The organism is Pseudomonas sp. 18058 (genome assembly GCF_902706155.1).
Taxonomy (GTDB): domain Bacteria; phylum Pseudomonadota; class Gammaproteobacteria; order Pseudomonadales; family Pseudomonadaceae; genus Aquipseudomonas; species Aquipseudomonas rustica.
Genome location: NZ_CACSJY010000004.1, coordinates 1 through 21,297, shown reverse-complemented (window position 1 = coordinate 21,297; position 21,297 = coordinate 1). Strand labels below are relative to the sequence as shown.

Sequence of the window (21,297 nt, the reverse complement as noted above, 5' to 3'; positions counted from 1 at the left end):
CGACCCGGCGGTACAAGACCAGGATCCGAACCAATGTTGCAGCGACTCAAACCTCAATACTCCTGAGAACACTCGTCTAGCTGCACAGTATAATCGCTGAGGATTACTAAATGAGCCTATGGTCATGCACTCTTGATTCGTTTTGCGAACAAGTCGCCTCAGTGGCTGCTGTACCAAGCTGCGGTGCCACCGCATGCGTCACAGCGAGTTTGGCGCTAGCGCTTCTGCAAATGGCGATTCGCAAATCCTGCGATCAGGAAGTGGGAAATACTGCGCTAGGTATTGCCGCCGAAGTAGAGCGGTTGCTTGATGTGATGAAAGCGCATGCCGACAATGACATGCGAACTTTCGGTGCCTTTACTGAGAACGCTGCGGCAGGATCTTCTCGTCCCAGTCGGCAGTATGCACTTGACATAACCTTAGGTTCATTAGCCGCTGCCCGGTCGTGCTATGAGGGTATCGCGCTTGCGCAAAGCGCTATATCAAAAGTAAAGAGAACACTGCAGTGCGACGTGGTCTCCTCTGCTTTAATGATGCACGCAAGCCTTTCTGCGCTTCTCATAAACGTTGAAACTGATGCCGCCAACTTTACTCCTTCTACCCACACAGAGGAGCTGACGCGAACCCGTGCCGAATTACAGTCACAGGCCGATGAATTACTGGCACGTCTACGGAGCATATCGACTATGGCCGCTGTGTCCGACTCCGTCGAGCTTGGCTCTCTGGGGCATGACGCCCCTGGAGAATGAAGGAGATTACTCCAGCTTCCTTATGAAAATAGCCCGTGTAATTTCAGTAGCTCAACGTTGTGGGGCTTCACCGATACAGATTTCAACTCAGCGTGAGTGAACCACCGGCACTCGACGATTTCTGCGCCTGGACGCGGTTGGTCAGCATCTCGGACAGTTAGTCGATAAAGGTGATGTTCTTCTCGATCAAAAACATGATGCCCCAGAAATTCGGCGTCCTTGAGCTCTAAGCCCGTCTCCTCCTTCAGTTCTCGACGAGCGCCTTCGACAGGTAGTTCGTTCGCTTCAACCTTTCCACCGGGAAGTGACCATTCAGGGTTCTCCTTACGGACGAACAGGATTTTCTCTGCGAATTGGCAGATGACGGTGCCATGTAATTCTTTTGAGCCGCTCATGATCTCCACACCTCCTTTGAGAGTGGTGATTGCAGTAGCGACAAAGTTCAATGGTTCCACTCAACTGTCCAGACCATCAGATATGCCGCTGTATTTGGGTCAATTCCACGACGAGCTGCATGCGTTCGACTACGAAGTTGTGCCGCACGTCCTCATTAAGCGAAGGATTCGAAGGTCGCCATTGGGTTCCTTTGACTGCATAACAGCGACCTTCAGGGGTTGTTGGATGCCTCTTCGTCACAATTCGCGTCACATTTCAAAATGTCATTGCGCGGGCCCGTTGAGGCCCGTTAAGAGGTATCGTTTTAGGCGGTGCGAAACGGTAGCGCTTGGTGCTTGGGTAAGCGCTTATAACGCGCTTGAGCGACAGCATTGCGCTGAGCAAGAGGATGATGCCGGCGGGCGATGCGCAGTACTCCCCACAACATGGAAATTGCTATCGCCGTCCAAGCGGCAATCATGCTGACGATGGTCATTGCAAGGCTCATAAATCTCTCCCATTGCTTTGTCGTCTGTAATCTCTATTTAGGTGACCTTGAGATGCGGTGGCGATTCAAATTATTTGGGGATATCGAATGGAATTCGCTGGTTAACAATACAGCGGAAATTTACCCAACGAGGGAGCAGGAGGGCGCTCTACGAAAATGAATACAGGCGAGAAAGCGGCGCGGCGCCAGGCTTGGGCGGGTAGAGAGCACGTGTATTAGCCGGTGGAGGACGACCCGTAGGATCTTGCGTGACAAGCTCCGATAGCCCGACTTGCGAAGGTAGGTTTCTGGACAAAAGCCTTGCTCACTGGAAGATCGCGCTGCGCACGCGATGCAGAGGCTTCTTTACACCGACCATTTTTTGAGGGCAAAAAAAGACCCGCGATGGGGTGCGGGTCGGTAAACACTAAAGGAGTGACACAACCGTACACCCGAAAATGTGAAATTATCGTGAAGGGTGCAGCAGCGCTTCCTCTGAGGGAATTTCAGACAGTGTTACCGGTGACGTCTTCTGAGCTCGACCCCCAAGCTGATCTTCAAGCTTTGGTAGAGAAGTATCTGTGTTAGGCCAATCGGTCAGGAGACTGAGCTCATGGCTAGGGGGGGAGAGCTTCTGGTGCAAATACGCGATCTGTTGTCCTACAAACTGAGCAGAGTAAGCGGCGGTTGAGATCATTACCGCAAATCCGAGACTGGCGATCACCCTGAAGACTGACATGGCGCTTCCTTATCGACCTACATCGGTTAAATCATAATGCGTCCATTGAGCGCAGCGAGCAAGTTCCCAGAAGACCATAGGTAGGCGGGTCTTAAGCGACGGACGAACTGAAGACGATGCCTATGAGCGACGTAACTGCATGATGGCATCCGTAATGCCTTGGGCGTTTTTGTCTAGAGTTTCCATGGCTGCAATTGCGTTGGCAACGGCATCCCTCGCTCCGCTATCAGAAATCCATTTAGTCATCTCTTCGATGGCTGCACATATCGCGTGTTGATTGTGCAGCAGCAACGTTAGAGCATCGGCCGTAGCGATTTTTGCTTCAAAGCATTCAGGCATAAGTATCGTCCTTGAGTGTGAGATAGGAGACCGACTCATCCTGGCTGCCGAGTCCGCTTCTTAGGAGGAGACTTCTGACGAGTCGGGATAAGAGAGCTCTTCGGTTGAATTGAGAAGAATCAGCCAGTGACTCGCTGGCTGTGAGCCCGGCCAGCGGTACAAAGTGAGCTTGAAGATGCTCGAATTCAATCGGTTTTTGCGTGTCCTTCCAGAATCCCAAATCCATCGTCACGCGGGGCATATCCAACGACCCGCTTGGTTTTTTTGATAGCAAGTCGCTTGTATCTGTTGTCCGAGACACCATGAACAACGTTGAACCCGCTCATCTCGGCTTCAACGCAGTTGCGCATTAACGCGACAACATCCCTCACACTGATAAAAGCAGCGACGTCCCTGGGGCTGTGAACTTCACCTAAATCGCCGTCGCGGTGATTCGTAAAATGATGTCGTCAATATCCTCGATGACTGGATCAGGAACGGTATCGACTTTAACGCTGTGCGCGCCGTGATACGTGAGTGCTCTCATGACGTCCTACCCCCAAAATTTTCGCTGGATGTCAGTGGGAGATGAGTCTCGAGTAAAGTAAGTTCAGAGAGAAATAGGTGCAGATGACTAGCGGTCTGCGTTTATACACCCACGCTATTTTTTAAACTTATTGTGGAGGAGGAGTGTCGACCACGAGAGCTTGTAACTCTGGTGGCTGGGAGGCCGCGTTTATGATCGGTGTTGTGATACCTGCCCATAATGAAGAACGCCAAATTGGTGCATGCCTTGCCTCCGTTTTAGTGGCTGCCGAGCATCCTGCTTTGGGCCAGCCGGTCTCGATAGTCGTTGTTCTAGACGATTGCTCCGACCAGACGGATCAGATCGTTTCAGCTTTCGATATAAGCGCAATCGAGGTGTGTTATCAGAACGTGGGCCAATCGAGAGCTGTTGGCGCCGATCACTTGCTAACCGCAGCCGCGAAGTGGCTTGCCTTCACCGACGCGGACACTGTCGTTCCGCACGATTGGTTGGTGAAGCAGATTGAGTTCCATGCCGATGCAGTTTGTGGGACGGTTGAGGTGGACAGCTGGAATGAACACGGTGATCTGGTTCGCGCAAAGTACATGGAGCTTTACCAGTTCATAGAGAACCATCGGCATATCCACGGCGCTAATCTCGGTATCAGTGCCGAAGCCTATCGCAATGCTGGCGGGTTTCAGCATCTGACTGCTCACGAGGATGTCCATTTAGTCGCAGACCTTGAAAGGATCGGCGCGCATATCGTGTGGACGGCAACCAATCCAGTGATTACCAGCGCGCGTAGAAACTACAAATGTCAGGGTGGTTTTGGCGAGTATTTGGCCAATCTTGGTGCTTCACTAGGATTACCTGCACTTAATTCGCAAGTCAGCGCGGGTATCTCTCTTTGATACCCAGTACGTCAAGGAGATTCAATTTGGAGTACATCAATTACATCCCTATGAGCCGGCTCTTTTATGAAGCGTCAGCCATCACCGATAGAATCGGTTGAGAGCAAGCATTTGGAACGTCGACCAGCGGCCCGGCAATGAATTTGATGAGGAAGGGAACCACCGCCCACCGTGCAGCAGCGGCTTGGCACGTCCGTCGAAAAGCCTTCAGTAATCGCGGCAGCATCGCTTGGAAGACTGGTGAATGATGTCTAACATTCATTAACCCAAAATGTTCAGGTGCAGGCCCGTTTGCTCTTGCCTCTGATCTACGCGGCACTCATGATTCGCCATTCATCAAAATGATAAGGTTCTATGAACAAGCGACTCGCAGGCCTATCTTTTCTGGTGACCTTGGTATGGGTGACCATTGTTTTATCTTTCATGTATTGGATGTCGCGTTGAAGGTCGTAGCGATGCACGATGTAGTACTTAATGAAAAGATGAAGCGGGAGGCAGACCGACTCCTCGTGCAGATTATGCGCGCTGATTCGATGATCGTTGCGGTAAAGGCCGGGGCGAGGGCGGATGGGTTCGTTTTGGGCATGGAGGTCGCCGGTGGGCTGAGAGCTGGTGCCGCCGAACGGCTCTACATCGTTTTTGATCATGCGCTTGAAGAGCGGCTGAAATCGCTTGCTTCTGTCTAAACCGACTTACCGCTTTGATTGGAATGGGTCGATTCGATCAAATCCGGGCCCTGGTTTCGCACATTGCCTATTGCTCAATCCGGCTTGAACCATTCGGATGATTTGTGCGGGGCTCCTTGCAATGAAAGCGATTGAAAAACTGAACGCCATTGAAAATATTAACCCTGTCTTGATGGATATCATGGTGCCGGCAATGGACGGTTACGACCGCGCGGATTCGGGAAAATCCTGCGCTCCGTAGATTGTCCAGTATCGCTGTGACTGCCAAAGCCATGAAGGATAATAATGATCGGTGTTTAGCCGCTGGCGCGAACCATTATTTAGCCAAACCGATTGATCTTGACCGGCTTTTTTCACTGATTTGCGTCTGGACTCCCAAGATCTAACGGCTCAGACGATCAGCAGCGCTAAATCGATGACTCCGTCGAAATACTCCGGGACGCTCAGATGGATTCGGGGCACAACGGAGAGCAATTTGGTCATGTCATTCCTGGTAGGCGACTTGCTCTTCATTGATATTCAGTGGGTTGGGGCGTGTGAAGATCGTTTTTCAAATTCCTTGACGTCCTGCGTCATGCTAGATAATTGCTCAGATCCAACCAGAATCACGGCGCTCTGGTCGGTCTCTTGGCACGCGGCGATTCTCGGCGAAATTCGGGACATAGTGAGCCGTGGAAATGATCGATGGCTTGATAGTTTTTAAACGAGTACTTCCTACCAATATGCATTCGGACTCCCCCTGTCCGAAGGCGATTCACGTCCAAGATGCCCGCTGTTCTTCGTGTCAACTAGTGAATGCAGATTTACTTTGTTATTTAATATTAGGATTTTATTTTCGGAATACCTAACGGAACGATCTGAAGAGGCTTGTGTAACGGCGGTAGTTACTGTTGTTGCCATTGCAAACTTTATTGGCGACACTTTTGCTTGTGCGTAACTCTCCCGCTTGAGTTTAGCTTTCGGGGTTGACTTTTTCGAGTAATGATACGCTAAAATCATAGCTTGATATTTGCGGAACCGTATTTTCCAACCGCGCATGTCCCAACCAAGCTCGGGTGTTTGAAATATTGAATCCCTTTTTTATTGAGTAAAGGCGCTCTGCCAAATTGGTTGATATTCGGAAATTACCGCATCCGCCATTGCAGTACGTTTCGACCCATTTGCTTGATTTTACTTGGATGTGCGCATCAGAATTACAAATTAAACATTTCATGCTGTTTCTCCGTGATTGCTTGCCAAGTGTAGTCGGCAACGAAAGGAGAAGGTCAGCTAAGTCGAAGTAAAACAAACTGTGCTTATGCCTTTATAACATTAAGATTTTTAATGTCCGTTTTGCAAGAGAGTTTCGTTGTTTTGTCGGTTAAAAATTCGTTTATAAGAAACGTTGACGAGAGCGCAGCACGATGATATCGAGGCAGGAAAACCCTAGACATTTAAGGCTCTTCCCTCATATTGGTTGAATGTCGCAATCCGGTTGCTGTGCGCCGACTATTTATTTTCAGTTTGCCATTGATTAGCTATTGTTGCGCCACTGCAAGGTACGCTTCAATGCGAATCGATTATGTTGCGAACTTGGGCTAGCAACTCACTGATCTGGAATGCTTTAGTAATCATCTCCCATTCCGGCGCCGAGAAACGCTTGACGATTGGTTGCTGTTTCAGCATATCCAGTCATGAAAAGTATGGGTAAACGTGGAAGCCAGCCGCGCGCCACATCCGCCAAGTCGCGTCCGCTCATGTTAGGTAAGCCAACGTCCGTGAGCAGCAAATCGATTGTGGAATCGTTTTCCAGTTGATCCAGAGCCGTTTTGATATCCGAGGCTAGAGTGCAGCGATAACCGGCGTCCTGAAGTACTTCGGCGACAAACATCCGCACCGAAGACATGTCCTCGACGATAAGTAAGTGTTCACCAGCCCCTTGCGGATCGACAATCGGCGCAACATTGTCGACGTGCTTAGGTTCACAGGTGGCTGGCAACATGATCATCACTTCGGTGCCACGTCGAGCAACGCTGCGGATGTGAGCACCACCACCTGAGTGTCGGGCGAAACCGTAAATCATTGATAAGCCGAGGCCGGTACCTTGGCCGAGCGGTTTGGTGGTGAAAAATGGGTCGAAAACTTTGTCGATCACACTGTGTTCAATGCCGGTGCCGTCATCACGCAGTACTCATGTCCATCGGGTGATCGTTATTCGAGTGCCTTTGCCAGGCTCGGTGTCCAGTTCAAACTCTTCGACCAGCCGTTTTGCGCCAGTCAGACCCAGACCCATTCCGCTGCCGGATGTCCAGCCGTCGGTCATCGCCAGTTTGATATCGGCGATGCCTGGGCCTTCATCGCGAAACGTCAGACGCAGACCGACCTTGTGATCCTCATCGAGTATTTGCCAGTCCATGTCGCCACCGCCACCGTACACCATGGTGTTGCGCGCCAGCTCGCTGACGGCCGTAACCATTTTGGTCAGGTCGATCAGGCGCATGCCGCAGTCGGTGGCGAGCTTGCGCGCGGTCTGACGCGCGAGTACCACGTCTTGCTCGATATGGATCGGTTGAGTACCGCTACTGCGCACGGTCATTGCTGCAAAACTCGTTCCTGCAACAGTTTCATTCCGCGCTCGACGTTCAAAGCGGTACTGACGCCTGGCAAAGTCATGCCGAGTTCAACCAGGGTAATCGCGACCGCTGGCTGCATGCCGACCAGCACGGTTTCGGCGTCCATGATTTTCGACAGCCCGGAAATCGTGCCGATCATCCGGCCGATGAACGAGTCGACCATGTCCAGTGCCGAGATATCGATTAACACCCCGCGCGCCGAGGTTTTGCTGATGCGCTCGGACAAATCGTCCTGCAGGGTGAGGGCGAGTTGGTCGTGCATGTCGACCTGAATCGTCACCAGCAGAAAGTCGCCCATCTGAAGAATCGGTATACGTTCCATGCTTAAGCCGTCTTGACGAAGGTGGTACCCAAACGGGTCAGTGCCAGCTTCAGCGCATCGGCCAGATTGGCTTTGGTCACCACGCCTTGCAGGTCGAGGCCAAGGTGCACGATGGTTTGCGCGATTTGCGGACGCACGCCGCTAATGATGCAGTCGGCACCCATCAGGCGAATCGCCGTCACGGTTTTCAGCAGGTGTTGCGCAACCAGGGTGTCGACGGTTGGCACGCCGGTGATGTCGATAATGGCGATTTCCGAGCCGGTGTCGACGATGCGTTGCAGCAGCGATTCCATCACCACCTGCGTGCGCTGGGAGTCGAGGGTGCCGATCATCGGCAGTGCCAACACGCCGTCCCACAGTTTAACCACCGGGGTCGACAGCTCCAGCAATTCTTCCTGCTGACGCTTGATCACCGCTTCACGGGATTTCTGGAACGTGCGGATGGTGTGCATGCCGAAGGCGTCGAGCAGCTCGGAGACTTCCCAGAGTTGTTGGGCGAGCAGCGCCGGTTGTTCTTTGTAGTGAGCTTGCAGCAGGTTAAACAGCGGGCCTTTGAGGGAGAAAATGAAGCTGGCGGTTTGCTGCGAATCCTGGCCGAGCAGGGCGCGGCTGTGCGACAGCTTTTCGAGGAACTGGCGGGTGGCTTCCCAACCCGGCGTGTTGACGTTGGTGCCGTTGTCGTTATCGAGGCCGTTGACCACCAGTTGCAGGAACTCACTGGTTTGTTGCTGCACGTCATGGTCTTTCAAATTGCGCGTGGCACCGCTGGCTTGCAGGCCGTTGATCCATTCGCTCAGCAGTTGTGTTTGCTTGTTTTTCATCGCATCGAGTGTGCTGTTCTGCAGTGCTGCCATGTGACTATTGCTCCGTAGCGAAATGGGGGGCCGAGCGATCGGTGTGTGGAAAATGAGGTCGGCATTCAAAGTTTTTTTCAGTAAGGTGAGATTTTAAATCTTTACCTTGCTCCTAGCTTTTGATTTTTCAAGCATCAGTTCAACCAGCATTAATACTCGGGCATTGCGGTGCAAGCATTTCGTCGAAGGTTTCTCGCCTTCGAGATGACGCTAGATTACTGTGTTTATATACAGTGCCTCGTAGCGAGCTCTTACTCATGAATTTCGAAATGGCTAAATCGATCAGGCTGCAGCGATGGCACACAACCATTGCTGATAATGACTTTCGAATGCAAAACCCCGAGGGTCATCGGGAAACCCTCCTTGAAATGGCAGCGACACTGCTGAGGGAAGGACTGATAAATCCGCTCGAGCGATTCGACTTGAAGGAAATGGCTGATGCCGCTTATTGGCATGCGGTGGAAGAGCTTCAGCATTCTCCAGACCACTACCGAGGTGCGTCGACTTACAACGTCGTACAGCTCGACAACGGAAAATTGCTAGGAACAATTAGACGTTCAATTTTCAATTATGCAAGTGATGCGCCGAGAGGGGCGTCATTTTCGTACGACGGTAAGGTCTACACCGACTCGGAAGGTGCTCGTCTGACTATGTGTCTTACTCAAAAAATCGGAACGATCACCGGGCTGATTTTGCAATTGTCAGGTAGAAAATACCGATTGATTGAAACTGAGCGGATGATCGAAGGGGTGACGCACCATCCTCTGTCTGACGGTGATACATACCGACTCTTTATAGATGACGACCAAATCGCTCAGGAAGCACGTGATTTACGAGTTTTTCAAAGAGTTCGACCTCACATTGAATCAGCAGTCTTCTGCATTTGTCCCACCTGCCTCGAGCGATTTGGCGATCGCGATGATTGTCAAAATTGCGCCGGCAAAGGTTTCTTGACGCGGACTTTCCCCCCGGTTCAGCGTTGAAAGCGTGTTGCACTGACGCTCTCACAGGATTTGAGTTGAAGAATTTTAGCCAATCTGCGCATAACATTTTGAAGCACGACGCTTTGGATTGGGGAGAAGGTAGACGTTTGAGTGATTCAGGCTAACCAGCTGCGTTTTTGTACGTAGTGAATAGAGCGGAATAACAGACATATAGCCGATACGTGCCATAAACCTGAGAGATTGTGGCGGACAATGAATGCATGGGCATTTCTAGCTGTGAACATGAAAATTGACGAAGCGAAATGCTCTGCTTAGCTGAAGCGAACATGGCTTATAGAAGGCCAGCCATTATGTTCAACAGACGCAGAGGACAGCAACATGCCTGATGACCTAAGCAAAACCGGAAAATCGGATCGCGACAAGATTAACGTTAATCAGCCGCACGAGCTGCGAGATTGGGCGAAAAAATTCGGCGTAACTGAACAGCAGCTCAAAGACGCAGTAAACCAGGTAGGAGTGCAAGCTGAGGACGTTAAAAAGCATTTAGGGAAATGAGAACGACGCGCCTGTGGCAGGAGTCAAGGGCAGCCACAGACGGGGGCTGTCTCAGAAACGGGTCACATTCCGTTCGAGTCGGGCATTCAGGGCTCGTGGGGCGAGGTGAATGTCGGGGTGGATTATCAGGCGGATCGGCGCACGACGTTTACCGCTTCGGCGGGGTATCGCTAGAGGGGCCATGGCGACAGTCAGGCTACGACGCCATGCTTGGGTTCAAAATCAACTTTTGAGAAAGCATACGAGCCGGGCGCCCGTCACACGATGGAATGAGCGGAAATTTAAGCGATTTTTGAATCGTACCGTTGATGGGTCGTCGCCAGATTCGTTTCGGACTCGTTCTTGGTCTCGCAGAAAACCGACCATTATTTTTTGTTTCAGAGAAGGAAAATAGCGCCATCAGGCAGTAAGGAGGGCTTTAACGCTTGCGATGACTACATCAATCTCGAATGGCTTTGAAAAAACGTCTACGAAAAGGTCAGCTCTCTGTCTACCTAGATGTGCCTGAGCGCCGCTCATCAGCATCAAGGGAATTGTTTGAAATTTATCTTGAGCTTTGACCGCTTCAGCAAATTCCAACCCTGTCATCCCGGGCATCATGTAGTCAGTAATAATGAGATCTGGCCGTTCTCTTTCGAGGATTTCAAGAGCTCTCAAAGCACTCCCGGCCGTAACCGTTAGGAACCCCTCATCCTCCAAAGCGAAGCTCAAGATGTCCGCGATGAGATACTCGTCGTCAATTATTAGAATTGTGGTCATTATTTTCTTTCTTCCCAAGTGAACGCCACGCACCGTACGCGTTGGGCATACCCTGGTCGCCGTCTCATTGCCATTCGCATTGTTCAGACCTTTTTCAAGACGATCCCGGTGTCGCTCATTACGATCTCAAGTCGGGAAGGGTCGTAAGCGCAGTCTCTAATCTTGAGAATCGAGAGCTGACGTTGAAGTTCAGTCTCATGCTGCCCAAATTGGATCAACAGAAGGTTATCCATGACCCCGGAAAGCTCCGGCGCAGAGCCAACCGACTGATCATTCAGCAGTCGTTGAATTTCCCATGCAGCAATAACGGTTACTCCTCGCGCACGCAGTTCTGCCATAAGCGCAGAAAAAATTCCGTGCACCCGACTCTGGTCATAGGCGACCCTTGCCATGGCTACTAAATCATCGATGAAAACGCGCTTAATATGCTTTCGCTCAACAATCTCAAGAAGCTCATAAGCCAGACGGTCGATCAGGCCTGTTGATGCGGGGTTCCATACGAGGTGTAAGGCTCCAGTTTTTTCCAAAGCTTGGAAGCTAAAACCAAGCGCTTGTGCCTTGAAGCGCATTCTTTGAGGTGATTCGTGAAATCCGAAGAAAAGACCAGGGTGCTCAGGCGTGCACCCAGTTAGAAATTGCGCGCCGAACGAAGTCTTGCCTGCGCCGGACGGGCCCATAATCAAGGTGACAGACGACGACAACAAACCACCGCCAATCTGCGCATCAAGTGTCGAAATGCCGCTACTAACGGTCGTGAAGTGATCGCTGTCCATGAGCGCGGATCTTGTAAGGACGCTTTCTATCCTTGGATAGATGGAAATGCCATTTTCATTAATCTCAAATTCATGCCCCCCGGAAATCGCTGCACTCCCCCTGGTTTTGCGAAGTCGGATTTTTCTAACGGTCTTCGATTTTATTGACTCTTCACCCATCTCGATGACCCCGTCAACCATCGTATGCTCCGGGCTTCCATCATCAAGTTGTGAACTAGTCAGGAACAGTACGGTGCATCCAGCAAAGGCTGCATGCCCTTGTAGTTCTGAAATGAATTGCTTGGTATCCAGCGGTGATTCTGCCTTCGTTCGAGCGTTTAGCAGTCCATCCAATATAAGAAGGCTCGATTTTTGACGGCTAATTTCTCTTCGTAAAAGTTTCACTACCGCGTCCAGGCCATCATTTTCCAAGGTGTCAAAAGCACTGACGAACTGGATGTTCTGATTTACCTGAGCTTTATCGTAGAAGCTCAACGTGGACAAAAACTCAAAAAGTCTGTCATGTGGCTCCGCTAGCAGTGTCGCAAATAAGACGCGACCTTCCTGCGCGATGTGGTTAAAACCAATCTGGTTGGCCAAGATGGTCTTGCCCGAGCCGGGTCGTCCTTGAATGATATAAGACGCACCCGCAATCAACCCCCCCTTCAGCAGGGTATCGAGCCCCTTGATTCCACTTTCAAGGCGTTTAAGCTGATTCAAATCGAATCCCTCTGCTGATGTTCATCAGGTCTAAAGATTAGGCGAGCCTTCCTAGAAAGCGTCTATCAGCAGTATCCGCCGCGCTCGGTTATGTCGCAACGTGAGTACTGCATGACTGTCCATACCGTTACCGGACAGCAAGCGTCCTGGAGATTTCGGAATGCCCCAAGTTTACTTCAACAACCGGGCGTTGCCGATTGCTTTCGGAATCAGCTAGCGAGTATCAGGATCTTATCGCCTAACTGCCCATTATTGGGGGCGGAAATTTGGCAGAGAGAGGATAGGAACGACCGAAATCCAGATTTTCAGGTAAACGATACGGATATTTTGGAGCGCACCCGATGTCATCCTTATGTGGAGAAATCCAGCATAAATACCAATCAGGAGGGGATGCTAATGCTTAGCTATCTATTCATAGGAGCCTCCGATGTAAACTTATCAGCGCGCTTCTACGAAGCTGTCCTTTCGCCACTGGGTTATCAGAACGAGTTAGCGGAGGGACATTTCTGCTTTTCGCTTCCTAGCACCGCTGACAAATGCAATGGCCCCGGAAGCGTACATATCGCCAGTCCCTTCGATGGTCGCCCTGCATCAGCAGGTAATGGAATGATGCCTGCTTTTCGGACGAAATCACGCAAACTGGTGGATGAAATCTATGCCGCAGGCATCGCTTGCGGCGGGACGGATGAAGGCAGGCCAGGAATACGTGAAGCTTATACAGATGACTTCTACGTCGCGTATTTACGCGACCCCGTCGGAAATAAGATCGCTTTCTTTTGCAAGGGTTGAAATCAGCTGCGCATAAAGCAATCGGTATAAACCGCTAGATTTTAAGGGCGTTCAGAGCCAAATGCATGGAGGCAGTCTCTATTTGGTTTGCGAAACCCACATCACAGGCTTTAGCACAAAGCGTGTGATAGAAGCTGGCGTGTATGGCTTGGAGATAATTCAGTGCGTGTGCGGTGTATTCGTTGGATCCAAAATCTGAATGACATTTCCCTTGCTCCAAGCATCCGCTCCTGGCGCTATGGCCGGAGAAGGAATATCAGCTCGCGTCTTCCTTCTTTCAGCGCTATCGACCCCAGTCGAAGGTCTCTTTCGGCCACCAGCTTTGGATCGACCTGGCCTTCAGCTGTGAAACCCATCATTAGCTGAGGAACACCTAGTGGGAGGTTTTTATTGAGGTCTGTGTGCCACGTATGCCAGGTTTTTCCGTATGTGTGGATCAGCTTTTGCATCAATGCATGTTCAGCAATCTGCGGAATGCCGGGAGCGACTAATTGTCCCGACTTAACTTCTTGAACGTGACTATGCCAAAGCGCTTTCTCAGGTTCAGGCAGAGTAGCAAATAACTGCTCGCTGATGATGTACTCAACCCCCATCAGCTTCGCATCCTTGCGATTGCCGTCATAAATAACGCACTGAATCACTTCCTCATTAAGAATGGCGCAATAATGATGTGCCTCCATCTGAGCATCGATGTGGCCATTGTAGAAATGGAAGCCGTCAAGATAGGCATTCAAGGCGTCCACTGGGGGGCGTGATTGAAGCAGGGCGGCCCCTGCATCTAAGGTTTGAGTGGAAGGGTTTTCAGCGGTGCCCGGCGCCCTCACTTTTGAGTCCGTGTTGTTCCCTGCGCACCCGGAAAGAGCCGTCAATAAAGTGAGTAGCGCTGTGAAATGTAGAGGTCTGAATGCGTTAAGGCCTGTCGCATCATAAACGTAGCGTTCCATAGTATTCTCCATGCTGCCTTTGATAGGGCAAAAGCAACCCTACAGCGAAAAAGCAGCGAATTTCGGACGTTCCGGAATGCGCCTCCCTCGGCCCGAACAACCGCCGAGGGAGGCGCATTCATTAATTACAGCCTTTTTTTGCCAAGCGAGTTCTTTCTACGTTTTAGTGCAAGCAGTACGCCACCCAATACAAGTGCGCCGATCGCAATGACTATCGGGGAATGGTTCGTGGGGGCGCGCCAGCCACCCTCGATACGACGTTGCTCGTTTGAAGGGGAGTATAAATTTCCCGCAGATGAATGAGCTTGAGGGCGGTGTTGCAAAGCTAAACGAGTAAGCCAGCCAGAAATGTGTGGAAAACCAGGTATCAGGAAATGGGCTATCCGAGCCAACGTCGAGGCTCTGCCAACTGTCACGCTTTGTTTTGGACGTAACGCGCAGCGAACCATGGCAGCTGCGACAAGGCGAGGGTCATACACTGGCGGAGGCGGCTTTAGAGCATGGCCGGTGAAATTTCCACCATCACGAAAGCCTGGGGTATCCATAACGGCTGGATAGATATCGCATACATGTATGTCGGGAGATCGGTGAAGCTCCCCACGAAGAGCTTCACTCAATCCACGGAGACCATATTTCCTAGCTGAGTAGGCTGCAGCGTAGGGTTGGGCAACCCAGCTACCTAACGACAACATATTGATTAATATGCCGCTTTTCTGCGATTTGAAATACGGCCAAGCTACGTATGCTCCACGCAAATATCCCAGAAGATCTGTTTGCAGTACCTGTTCGTGCGCTTCAAGGGGTGTTTCCTCGAAGCTGCCGACTGCACCCACGCCGGCATTGTTAATCCATATGTCTATTCTTCCATCGCCATAGGAAGCGGCTTTTTTTGCCAAAGCGCGCATTTGGTCGCTGTTCGTGACATCCGTTGGCACAGCCATTGCCGACGCACCACGTTCCACGCGTTCCCCAACTACATCGCTTAGTGCTTTATAGTCTCGAGCCGCTAAAACCAGCCTGGCACCTTCAATAGCAAACTCGTGCGCCGCTGCTCGGCCTATCCCACTGGAAGCACCGGTGATGACCACCAACTTATCGTTCAACGCGTTAAACGACTTCCGGGGAGCAATCGCTGCAGACAAACTGGACTCGTCTGCGAACGAATCTTTCTTTGAGTGAAACTCGATTTCGTTCAGTTGCAAACGAGCACCGTCTGCCAGGGTTAACGTCAGGTTTTCTATCGTGCCTGCGAGACTCTCTGGAAAAATAGGATCTCCGTAAATATCAAGTTCATCATAAAAAAAACGCGTGCCCTCTAGCCAGCCGATGGCCGTCATCAACTCTGGGCCGAGGTAGTATTTGCCGTCGAGAAAAAATCCAGGGAAGTGTCGAGTACGCTCAAGGCTTTCAACGACTTAGCGTATACCTGGCTTCATACCGCTCGAAGGGTCGATCATGGTTTTATCCTCGGTTTCGCTGGTGTAGCAATAGAGGACTGGCACCACCTAGCGTTCCATCAAAATGACGAGCAGTCCGGTATGATCCGAAGCAAAACCAATCCTATCTTTATAAAATTAATTTTTGCATGATGAGTAGTGGGCTAAAAATTAAACTCCATTGAGAAACTAATGGTTCTCTAGTTATAAGAAAAATGAAACTGACCGTTAAAAAGGACGCCTCTGTTTAACTCTTTGCATCCTGGTAAATTGGCAGACTCTCTCCGACTTTACTCTCTTCACTGTATAGGTTGATGATAAAATCTTAACGGCTTAACAGAGAACCAAACCCAGTCTTTATCACGCAACATTCCAACCGGTTGACTATCAACGCTAAAAATAAAATTGCTTTCACTACCGTTTGGAAAAGTAAGCTCGATCATAGAAGGGTATGACAAATCAGCTATGTCGGGGGCGTAAATCCCTAGAGAGCCGGGAGCGTTAAAAAGATCAAATGTATTGTTGATGCCACTGTATCCCTGCTTGATACCTTTGTTGTATTGGAAAAGTACCTGATCAAAGGTCATATCTTCTCCTTCTCGAAAATACAAAATAATCATCCCGTACGCCCTTACCATTATCCGCTTCCTGCGTTTATTTATAGCTACAATTACGAATAAAGTTTAACCGAAGTATAGCTGGCGCGAGCGCCCTGAACAATAACCTATAAGTGTGTTGGTTTTATGGGTAGTTATGAAATGGTTTAAGCGCCGCTCCGATTTTGAATGTCATGTCCATTTTTATGCTTGGTAGGGGATCAAACTTTCGTCTTTCTGTAATCCATGCGCGAGTTTGATCAATGTCGAATCTTAAGCCTTGCAAAGTCATGCAGCTTAAGAGAATAGACGATAGCCGACAGCGTCCGCACTCTGGGCAATGAAGATCTTGAAAACAGCCGATTGTCGCGATTTGCGCCCCCTGGTGATCGCAAATTGGGCAGCTCATAAATACTTCATCACATAATCCTTTCTGTCTTGTTAATTCCATTCGAGCCGCAGGCCTGGATATTTGCAATTAGTTAATAAATGACGAAATGCCACGCAAGCAGACAAGCATAGATGTATAGCAGTCGATTTATAAACTCGATAGAACGTTTGGCTATTGAAAAAGCGTGTTTTAATTCTATCTCTCGGTGCGCAAATCGCTTCAGCGGTATAGCTGGTGTAGGGGAAATTCTGAAAATTAACCACTAGTGGTTCCTTCCCGCGTGATGTGCATTTGATTTCATTGTGTTTAATAGTCGTTAGGTCATCACGTCTTGAAGTGCACTCATCATTTTCTTGGAACTACCCCACCGATGCTCCGTCCTCTGAGGGAGGGTAGGCTGTTTAATTCGGCACGCCCCGCAACTAACTTTCATTAGGAAGGCGAGGGTACGTCATGAACACAGCAGACAACACAACAGGAAATCACGGTAGTAAACAGGATCCGCCCGCATCAGAACAAGATTATGAGCACCTCAAGGAGAACGTGTCGGACGTGTTGGGAGGTGCCAGGGAGCAAGCTGATGCTCAGTTTGGGCAGTACCGTGACACTGCCGCCGATCAGATCGGAGCGTTTGCTGAAGGAGCAAAATCCTTTGTTTCCGAGCTGGAGGATAAGGATGTCGTTGGGGTTTCGCATTACTTGACGGATGTCGCAGAGTCGATGGCTGGATTAGCGGAAAATTTGCGAGGCAAGAGTGCTGAGCAGCTTCTGCATGACGGTGCGGAATTAATGCGAAGTAATCCCGCTCTTTTCATTGCGGGCAGCATTGCGCTTGGTTTCGGATTATCCCGATTTCTTAAAGCAGGGGTGTCAACGGCCATTACGCCTACTTCCATTAGTGGAACAGATAATCCAGCAGCGCGATCTGAACTGGCCTTCGGTGCGAATCGCCCCAACGAAACCTCAATTTCTCCCACCGCCAGCGCAAGTCCGGGCCTCGCGACGGGCAGCACCCCTTCATCCTCAGTTCAATCTTCTAATCCAGCGAGCGACGTGCTAGCTCCGTCGTCCGATTCCTCAAGCCAAAAAGGAGAAATGTAATGGACAGAGACAATTCAGACCTGCCCGAAGCCCGACCACTTCCTCATCAGGAAGATGCATCTGTTGTTGGCCTACTGAAGCAGCTGTCTAGGGAAGTGCCTGCTTTATTCACCAAGGAACTGGCATTGGCAAAGGCAGAACTTCAATCCAGCCTCACTACTTTGAAGGCCGGTATCGCGGCGGTGGCGGGAGGGGCCATTGTATTCTTGGCGGGCTTTATAATCCTGCTGTTATCAGCAGTCTATGGACTGAGCCTTTTTATGGCTCCGTGGCTTGCGGCGCTTATCGTCGGTGTCGTTGTAATGATCATCGGCTTCGCGATGCTGCAGTCTGGTAAAAAACAATTCGAGCCCTCTCACTTTAAACCCGACCGGACGCTGGACGCTTTGAACAAAGATCAGGAAGCACTGCGGAGGAAAGTGTCATGAAAAGCGAGCTAGAGATGGAGTCTGAAAAAAGTCCTGAGCAGATTGAGCGGGAAATCGACGCACAACGCGCGAGTATTGGCAACATTGTCGATAAGCTCGAAAGTAAATTTACTCCCGGCCAAATTATTGATCAGGCGTGGGGATTGATGCAAAACAACGGTTCGGCTTTTATCGGCAATCTCGGTACCAGCGTCCGGAACAATCCGGTACCCGTTGTGCTGACATCGATAGGATTGCTCTGGATGATGATGAGTCAGAACCGCCCACCAGTACCTCAACCTGTTTATCGCACTGACGTCGATGACAAAAAGGGTGAATGGGGAGAAGGTATCGCAGACGGCTTGGATAGCGCGCGCGACAGCCTTCATCAGACGACTGACTCGTTAAAGGAGGGCTACCAGTCGCTTAAAGAAAAAGCGGGACAACTTGGTGATAACGTAAGCGCTGCTAGTGAGAATTTTAGCCATACACTGCATGATGCTGGAGATCGTTTGAACCGCCGCACCCAGGTTGTGGGTCAGCAGTTTAAACAGCTACTACAGGAGCAGCCATTGGTTGTAGCAGCGGCGGGCATCGCATTGGGAGCTTTAATCGGTGCCGCGTTACCGGCAACCACTTCAGAACAGCGCTACATAGGCCACACCAGCGCAGGTTTGGTGGATAAAGTAATGAGTTCGATGAATGCTTGGCCTGGCATTCGATCGGCTTATGACATAATTGATCATTGGTACTTCAAGCAGAGCGAGCTTTTGCGCAGTGAGCCCATCATGGGCAGGGCATATGATGAAACGTCACTGTTCTGCAAGCGCGAGGCATCGCACAAGGGATATCGCAAAGCGCTGCTATTTTCTGTGCGAACGCCATACATCTTCGCTGTGTTCTGGCTAATAGTCGGTATTTGGTCGGTGGCTATCCAGTTCACTAACACTTTCGATTACCAGAAAAACTTGGTTAAAGACATTCCTACCGCCATGTAATTTCTTTCAGCAACACCCGGTTTCGCAACTCCTACCAAAAAGCTTCTCAATTAGCATGCGACTCGGAAGTCGGCAGAGCCAGATTAGGAAACTGATTCGTTGTTCGTACTTCTCCGTAGTAATATGGACAATGTAAGGTGCTAGGAAATGTTGCTCGTCAGGTGCTGTCACGGTCTGAGGATGCGCTATGGTTTTCTCGAAGTAATATTTCCACTAGTTTTCTTCAAAAGTTTATACCTTTTTGTTGATTCCAGTATTACCGTCCCCGTCGCCGACACATTTTGATCCATGATTGATATGCCTGCGTACGTTTAGCATCAGCCTGTGCTTTGGCTTCGATGAATTGAATCCAGGTGCCATTGTCTTTTTGACTTTCATCGAAGAGCCGATGGGCAATATCATCGAGTCGATCAGCCTCGAAAAATAGGCTTTTTATCCGCGCTGCCTCGTCATCCTCGTCAGCGCAATGGAAACCTGGCTCCTGGATAACCATGACTACCCCTCCGTCCAGACCACGGCTGCTGTTTCGCGCCATTTCACTTCTGTTACGCCGAACCGTTCCGCTTGCGGTTTCGACACTACCTTTAACGGAGGTCTACCTGGTTTAGGAATCGGAGCGATGCCGGCGTCACAGCTGGCCCAATGCCAAGCCTCCGCATTGCGCATTGATTTAGCACGAATGATGAATGACTTCGGTATCCCGTGAAGCTTGTACTCAATGACGAAAATATCAACATTACCCATGAGTTCCTCCTTTGGCTCATTAACGTAATGAGTCGCGCTGCAAAAAAAATTTAAACTGTTTTCTAACAGTTATATGTTCGTGGATGAACTGTTTTCCAGCAACGGATCAGACCACTCGAACCCCGATTTCAGAAGGGGAGGTGTCGTGCATGTGTGCACACAATCGGCTACTGAACGAGCGGAACGAGTAAGAAGCATTCCGGCAATGCGTAAAATTCGACGATCAGCCAATTGCTACACGCTACTGAACTGTTGACGCGGTTCGTCATGCTCGCGGGGGGCTGTATACGATACTAGTTCAGACTCGTTCCGACTCGCGACGAACTGTATGGGTATTGGTAGACCATAGTCCTCCACTCAAACACGTCACCCTCGTGTGCTGAACGAGAGCCGTGAAGATCAACTCGTTCTCCTTTCGCGTTTCGTAACGGATGCATGTCAGTTCAGTCCCGGGCATCTTCATCATAGCCACGTTAATATGTGAGCCTCTTCTCAATTTTGCACGTACCTTGCTAAGGGTTGAAGTCAAGTGCGTGAATCTTTGATATAAACTGCCCGTTCGATTGTTCGATAATCGGGCCCTGATAAAAATTCTTAAGTTGATTATTTGCTCATACAGAACGCTTAGGTTATTCAGGTAGACGAGGAAATGAATGTCAATTCAACTTTCTGATCTGCAACCATATTTAAGTGCAGTGAAGGCCGCTAGGGTGGCTCGCAATAACTTGTCGCGACAGATCATTAATGAGGAAGAGGCAAAGTCTTTGCTGCAGCTTGCCGACTTGACTTATTTTAAAGCATGTGACGAACTGGCCAAGCTCGCCGAACGGGCGGAAGCGATGAAGCCTGAAAATTAAAGTCATTAATTAGTTTTTGGATTGCCGCTATAGATTTTAATGTCATGTTTATTAAATGTGATTTTCTAGCGCGTTTGTCGGTGAATCGATTAATGATTATAAGTAAGCATGTTCTTCCTTCCTTTTAAGTGCACAAAAAGCAGAGTGGGAAGTAAATTGTCTCGTTAGCATGCTTGACTATTATCATCATTTGTCAAAAACCAATTAAAACGGCTTTCGGTGATAAATGATTTCCGCGCTTGAACTGCGCCACATAATCGAAGGTGGGTTCCTACCTTCAGCATGCATTTGCACCCTAAACCCTGACCGATCTCTCCAGATTCGAATATTCGAACCAGTTATGGGCAGAATAGAACTGCTTGTCACGGGCATCGCTTCGGCGAAATTGACCACGAGCCGCGCGATAGCAAATCTGATCGCCGAACTGAAAAGTGAGATGGAGGGAATCCATCGCCTCCACCAAGAGGCGGTTGACGCCAAATGAAACGGGGCCACGCCCCGATCACTAGCTGCCTACCTGATTCACGATCTCCATATGGGGTGGGCAGGTTGTAGGAGTGTTGTAATCGCTATGATAAGACTATCCAATGACCAAGGCTGTTGCCGCTGACCGAAAACTGACCCAGTAAAGGCTGTTCTGCCGACTGAAAACTGACCCAGGTGTTCAACTGCTTCTGCTCACTTTTCGAGCAGGAGAATACAGGGTGATCAGCATGGAAATGTTG

21 protein-coding genes and 6 pseudogenes are annotated in these 21,297 nt (G+C 50.0%); 13 read left to right on the top strand and 14 right to left on the bottom strand.

From position 1 onward, the window contains the following. Positions 1-110: 110 nt before the first annotated feature. Positions 111-749 (top strand): cyclodeaminase/cyclohydrolase family protein, encoded by a 639-nt coding sequence (locus tag GVL50_RS03290; protein ID WP_159811730.1) that lies wholly within the window; start codon positions 111-113, stop codon positions 747-749. Between the two features lie 20 nt (positions 750-769). On the opposite strand, the gene GVL50_RS03285 is transcribed toward GVL50_RS03290, so the two are convergent. The 3 genes from GVL50_RS03285 to GVL50_RS03275 all read right to left on the bottom strand — a co-directional run bounded on the left by GVL50_RS03285 (position 770) and on the right by GVL50_RS03275 (position 2,689). Beyond that, on the bottom strand, positions 770-1,204 hold the full coding sequence (locus GVL50_RS03285; protein WP_306109857.1) for an NUDIX domain-containing protein: 435 nt from the start codon (positions 1,202-1,204) through the stop codon (positions 770-772). Positions 1,205-1,449: 245 nt separating this feature from the next. Further along, positions 1,450-1,632, bottom strand: a complete 183-nt coding sequence (locus GVL50_RS03280; protein ID WP_159811729.1) for a hypothetical protein — start codon at positions 1,630-1,632, stop codon at positions 1,450-1,452. Positions 1,633-2,470: 838 nt separating this feature from the next. Continuing rightward, entirely contained in the window at positions 2,471-2,689 is a 219-nt protein-coding gene (locus GVL50_RS03275; protein WP_159811728.1) for a hypothetical protein, read from the bottom strand. Between the two features lie 717 nt (positions 2,690-3,406). Between GVL50_RS03275 and GVL50_RS03265 the strand changes: the two genes are divergently transcribed. From GVL50_RS03265 to GVL50_RS28900, 3 genes and pseudogenes are all read left to right on the top strand, one after another. Then, positions 3,407-4,105: a glycosyltransferase family 2 protein gene (locus GVL50_RS03265; protein WP_159811727.1), complete on the top strand. Its 699-nt coding sequence runs from the start codon at positions 3,407-3,409 to the stop codon at positions 4,103-4,105. A 455-nt stretch (positions 4,106-4,560) separates the two neighbouring features. Then, positions 4,561-4,791 carry a hypothetical protein gene (locus tag GVL50_RS03260; RefSeq protein WP_159811834.1) on the top strand — a complete coding sequence of 77 codons (231 nt, stop codon included), beginning with the start codon at positions 4,561-4,563 and terminating at the stop codon, positions 4,789-4,791. 127 nt (positions 4,792-4,918) lie between these two features. Further along, a pseudogene (locus tag GVL50_RS28900) lies at positions 4,919-5,177 on the top strand (response regulator); the annotation flags it as partial. A gap of 1,159 nt (positions 5,178-6,336) precedes the next feature. On the opposite strand, the pseudogene GVL50_RS03250 reads toward GVL50_RS28900, so the two are convergent. The 4 genes and pseudogenes from GVL50_RS03250 to GVL50_RS03235 form a co-directional block, all read right to left on the bottom strand. Beyond that, positions 6,337-6,958: pseudogene (locus GVL50_RS03250) on the bottom strand (response regulator); the annotation flags it as partial. A 3-nt stretch (positions 6,959-6,961) separates the two neighbouring features. Then, positions 6,962-7,366, bottom strand: a complete 405-nt coding sequence (locus GVL50_RS03245) for an anti-sigma regulatory factor (protein ID WP_159811726.1) — start codon at positions 7,364-7,366, stop codon at positions 6,962-6,964. After that, on the bottom strand, positions 7,363-7,725 hold the full coding sequence (locus GVL50_RS03240; protein ID WP_159811725.1) for an STAS domain-containing protein: 363 nt from the start codon (positions 7,723-7,725) through the stop codon (positions 7,363-7,365). Before GVL50_RS03240 ends, GVL50_RS03245 begins: the two co-directional genes overlap by 4 nt. A gap of 2 nt (positions 7,726-7,727) precedes the next feature. Then, positions 7,728-8,579, bottom strand: coding sequence for an STAS domain-containing protein (locus GVL50_RS03235; protein WP_159811724.1), 852 nt, complete (start codon positions 8,577-8,579; stop codon positions 7,728-7,730). A 257-nt stretch (positions 8,580-8,836) separates the two neighbouring features. Here GVL50_RS03235 and GVL50_RS03230 point away from each other — a divergent pair, with 257 nt between their 5' ends. Together GVL50_RS03230 and GVL50_RS03225 are read left to right on the top strand one after the other, a co-directional pair. Continuing rightward, positions 8,837-9,562: a hypothetical protein gene (locus GVL50_RS03230; RefSeq protein WP_159811723.1), complete on the top strand. Its 726-nt coding sequence runs from the start codon at positions 8,837-8,839 to the stop codon at positions 9,560-9,562. A 339-nt stretch (positions 9,563-9,901) separates the two neighbouring features. After that, the gene (locus GVL50_RS03225; RefSeq protein WP_159811722.1) at positions 9,902-10,078 is read left to right on the top strand and encodes a DUF3606 domain-containing protein; all 177 of its coding nucleotides are present in this window, start codon (positions 9,902-9,904) and stop codon (positions 10,076-10,078) included. A gap of 399 nt (positions 10,079-10,477) precedes the next feature. Here GVL50_RS03225 and GVL50_RS03220 read toward each other — a convergent pair whose 3' ends face one another. Both GVL50_RS03220 and GVL50_RS03215 read right to left on the bottom strand, forming a co-directional pair. After that, positions 10,478-10,837 carry a response regulator gene (locus GVL50_RS03220; RefSeq protein ID WP_159811721.1) on the bottom strand — a complete coding sequence of 120 codons (360 nt, stop codon included), beginning with the start codon at positions 10,835-10,837 and terminating at the stop codon, positions 10,478-10,480. Between the two features lie 83 nt (positions 10,838-10,920). Continuing rightward, entirely contained in the window at positions 10,921-12,309 is a 1,389-nt protein-coding gene (locus GVL50_RS03215) for an ATPase domain-containing protein (RefSeq protein WP_159811720.1), read from the bottom strand. 111 nt (positions 12,310-12,420) lie between these two features. Between GVL50_RS03215 and GVL50_RS28895 the strand changes: the two genes are divergently transcribed. Further along, positions 12,421-13,098, top strand: a complete 678-nt coding sequence (locus GVL50_RS28895; RefSeq protein ID WP_256671814.1) for a VOC family protein — start codon at positions 12,421-12,423, stop codon at positions 13,096-13,098. Between the two features lie 159 nt (positions 13,099-13,257). Here the strand turns inward: GVL50_RS28895 and GVL50_RS03205 are convergent. The 3 genes and pseudogenes from GVL50_RS03205 to GVL50_RS03195 all read right to left on the bottom strand — a co-directional run bounded on the left by GVL50_RS03205 (position 13,258) and on the right by GVL50_RS03195 (position 16,065). Beyond that, positions 13,258-14,042, bottom strand: a pseudogene (locus GVL50_RS03205) (OBAP family protein). A gap of 125 nt (positions 14,043-14,167) precedes the next feature. Next, positions 14,168-15,499, bottom strand: a pseudogene (locus GVL50_RS03200) (SDR family oxidoreductase). A 278-nt stretch (positions 15,500-15,777) separates the two neighbouring features. Beyond that, positions 15,778-16,065: a hypothetical protein gene (locus tag GVL50_RS03195; RefSeq protein ID WP_159811719.1), complete on the bottom strand. Its 288-nt coding sequence runs from the start codon at positions 16,063-16,065 to the stop codon at positions 15,778-15,780. Positions 16,066-16,918: 853 nt separating this feature from the next. On the opposite strand from GVL50_RS03195, the gene GVL50_RS03190 reads away from it, so the two are divergent. From GVL50_RS03190 to GVL50_RS28890, 4 genes and pseudogenes are all read left to right on the top strand, one after another. Beyond that, positions 16,919-17,566, top strand: coding sequence for a hypothetical protein (locus GVL50_RS03190; RefSeq protein WP_159811718.1), 648 nt, complete (start codon positions 16,919-16,921; stop codon positions 17,564-17,566). Continuing rightward, positions 17,566-17,994, top strand: a complete 429-nt coding sequence (locus tag GVL50_RS03185) for a phage holin family protein (protein WP_159811717.1) — start codon at positions 17,566-17,568, stop codon at positions 17,992-17,994. Before GVL50_RS03190 ends, GVL50_RS03185 begins: the two co-directional genes overlap by 1 nt. Further along, positions 17,991-18,125, top strand: a pseudogene (locus GVL50_RS29255) (DUF3618 domain-containing protein); the annotation flags it as partial. The gene GVL50_RS03185 and the pseudogene GVL50_RS29255, both read left to right, overlap by 4 nt. Before the next feature lie 534 nt (positions 18,126-18,659). Further along, positions 18,660-18,971, top strand: a pseudogene (locus GVL50_RS28890) (hypothetical protein); the annotation flags it as partial. Positions 18,972-19,227: 256 nt separating this feature from the next. Here GVL50_RS28890 and GVL50_RS03175 read toward each other — a convergent pair. Then, entirely contained in the window at positions 19,228-19,464 is a 237-nt protein-coding gene (locus GVL50_RS03175) for a hypothetical protein (protein WP_159811715.1), read from the bottom strand. A 2-nt stretch (positions 19,465-19,466) separates the two neighbouring features. Beyond that, a complete protein-coding gene (locus GVL50_RS03170) occupies positions 19,467-19,715 on the bottom strand; it encodes a DUF6555 family protein (protein WP_159811714.1) in 249 nt (82 codons plus the stop codon). 653 nt (positions 19,716-20,368) lie between these two features. On the opposite strand from GVL50_RS03170, the gene GVL50_RS03165 reads away from it, so the two are divergent. Together GVL50_RS03165 and GVL50_RS03160 are read left to right on the top strand one after the other, a co-directional pair. Continuing rightward, on the top strand, positions 20,369-20,572 hold the full coding sequence (locus tag GVL50_RS03165; RefSeq protein ID WP_159811713.1) for a hypothetical protein: 204 nt from the start codon (positions 20,369-20,371) through the stop codon (positions 20,570-20,572). A gap of 226 nt (positions 20,573-20,798) precedes the next feature. Beyond that, entirely contained in the window at positions 20,799-21,056 is a 258-nt protein-coding gene (locus GVL50_RS03160) for a DUF1652 domain-containing protein (RefSeq protein ID WP_159811712.1), read from the top strand. The last annotated feature ends 241 nt before the right edge of the window (positions 21,057-21,297 follow it).

Excerpts from the sequence above, each read along its gene's own strand:
- GVL50_RS03290 (WP_159811730.1), top strand. The coding sequence starts at position 111 with ATGAGCCTATGGTCATGCACTCTTGATTCGTTTTGCGAACAAGTCGCC.
- GVL50_RS03280 (WP_159811729.1), bottom strand. The coding sequence starts at position 1,632 with ATGAGCCTTGCAATGACCATCGTCAGCATGATTGCCGCTTGGACGGCG.
- GVL50_RS03275 (WP_159811728.1), bottom strand. The coding sequence starts at position 2,689 with ATGCCTGAATGCTTTGAAGCAAAAATCGCTACGGCCGATGCTCTAACG.
- GVL50_RS03265 (WP_159811727.1), top strand. The coding sequence starts at position 3,407 with ATGATCGGTGTTGTGATACCTGCCCATAATGAAGAACGCCAAATTGGT.
- GVL50_RS03260 (WP_159811834.1), top strand. The coding sequence starts at position 4,561 with ATGCACGATGTAGTACTTAATGAAAAGATGAAGCGGGAGGCAGACCGA.
- GVL50_RS03245 (WP_159811726.1), bottom strand. The coding sequence starts at position 7,366 with ATGACCGTGCGCAGTAGCGGTACTCAACCGATCCATATCGAGCAAGAC.
- GVL50_RS03240 (WP_159811725.1), bottom strand. The coding sequence starts at position 7,725 with ATGGAACGTATACCGATTCTTCAGATGGGCGACTTTCTGCTGGTGACG.
- GVL50_RS03235 (WP_159811724.1), bottom strand. The coding sequence starts at position 8,579 with ATGGCAGCACTGCAGAACAGCACACTCGATGCGATGAAAAACAAGCAA.
- GVL50_RS03230 (WP_159811723.1), top strand. The coding sequence starts at position 8,837 with ATGAATTTCGAAATGGCTAAATCGATCAGGCTGCAGCGATGGCACACA.
- GVL50_RS03225 (WP_159811722.1), top strand. The coding sequence starts at position 9,902 with ATGCCTGATGACCTAAGCAAAACCGGAAAATCGGATCGCGACAAGATT.
- GVL50_RS03220 (WP_159811721.1), bottom strand. The coding sequence starts at position 10,837 with ATGACCACAATTCTAATAATTGACGACGAGTATCTCATCGCGGACATC.
- GVL50_RS28895 (WP_256671814.1), top strand. The coding sequence starts at position 12,421 with ATGACTGTCCATACCGTTACCGGACAGCAAGCGTCCTGGAGATTTCGG.
- GVL50_RS03195 (WP_159811719.1), bottom strand. The coding sequence starts at position 16,065 with ATGACCTTTGATCAGGTACTTTTCCAATACAACAAAGGTATCAAGCAG.
- GVL50_RS03190 (WP_159811718.1), top strand. The coding sequence starts at position 16,919 with ATGAACACAGCAGACAACACAACAGGAAATCACGGTAGTAAACAGGAT.
- GVL50_RS03185 (WP_159811717.1), top strand. The coding sequence starts at position 17,566 with ATGGACAGAGACAATTCAGACCTGCCCGAAGCCCGACCACTTCCTCAT.
- GVL50_RS03175 (WP_159811715.1), bottom strand. The coding sequence starts at position 19,464 with ATGGTTATCCAGGAGCCAGGTTTCCATTGCGCTGACGAGGATGACGAG.
- GVL50_RS03170 (WP_159811714.1), bottom strand. The coding sequence starts at position 19,715 with ATGGGTAATGTTGATATTTTCGTCATTGAGTACAAGCTTCACGGGATA.
- GVL50_RS03165 (WP_159811713.1), top strand. The coding sequence starts at position 20,369 with ATGTCAATTCAACTTTCTGATCTGCAACCATATTTAAGTGCAGTGAAG.
- GVL50_RS03160 (WP_159811712.1), top strand. The coding sequence starts at position 20,799 with ATGATTTCCGCGCTTGAACTGCGCCACATAATCGAAGGTGGGTTCCTA.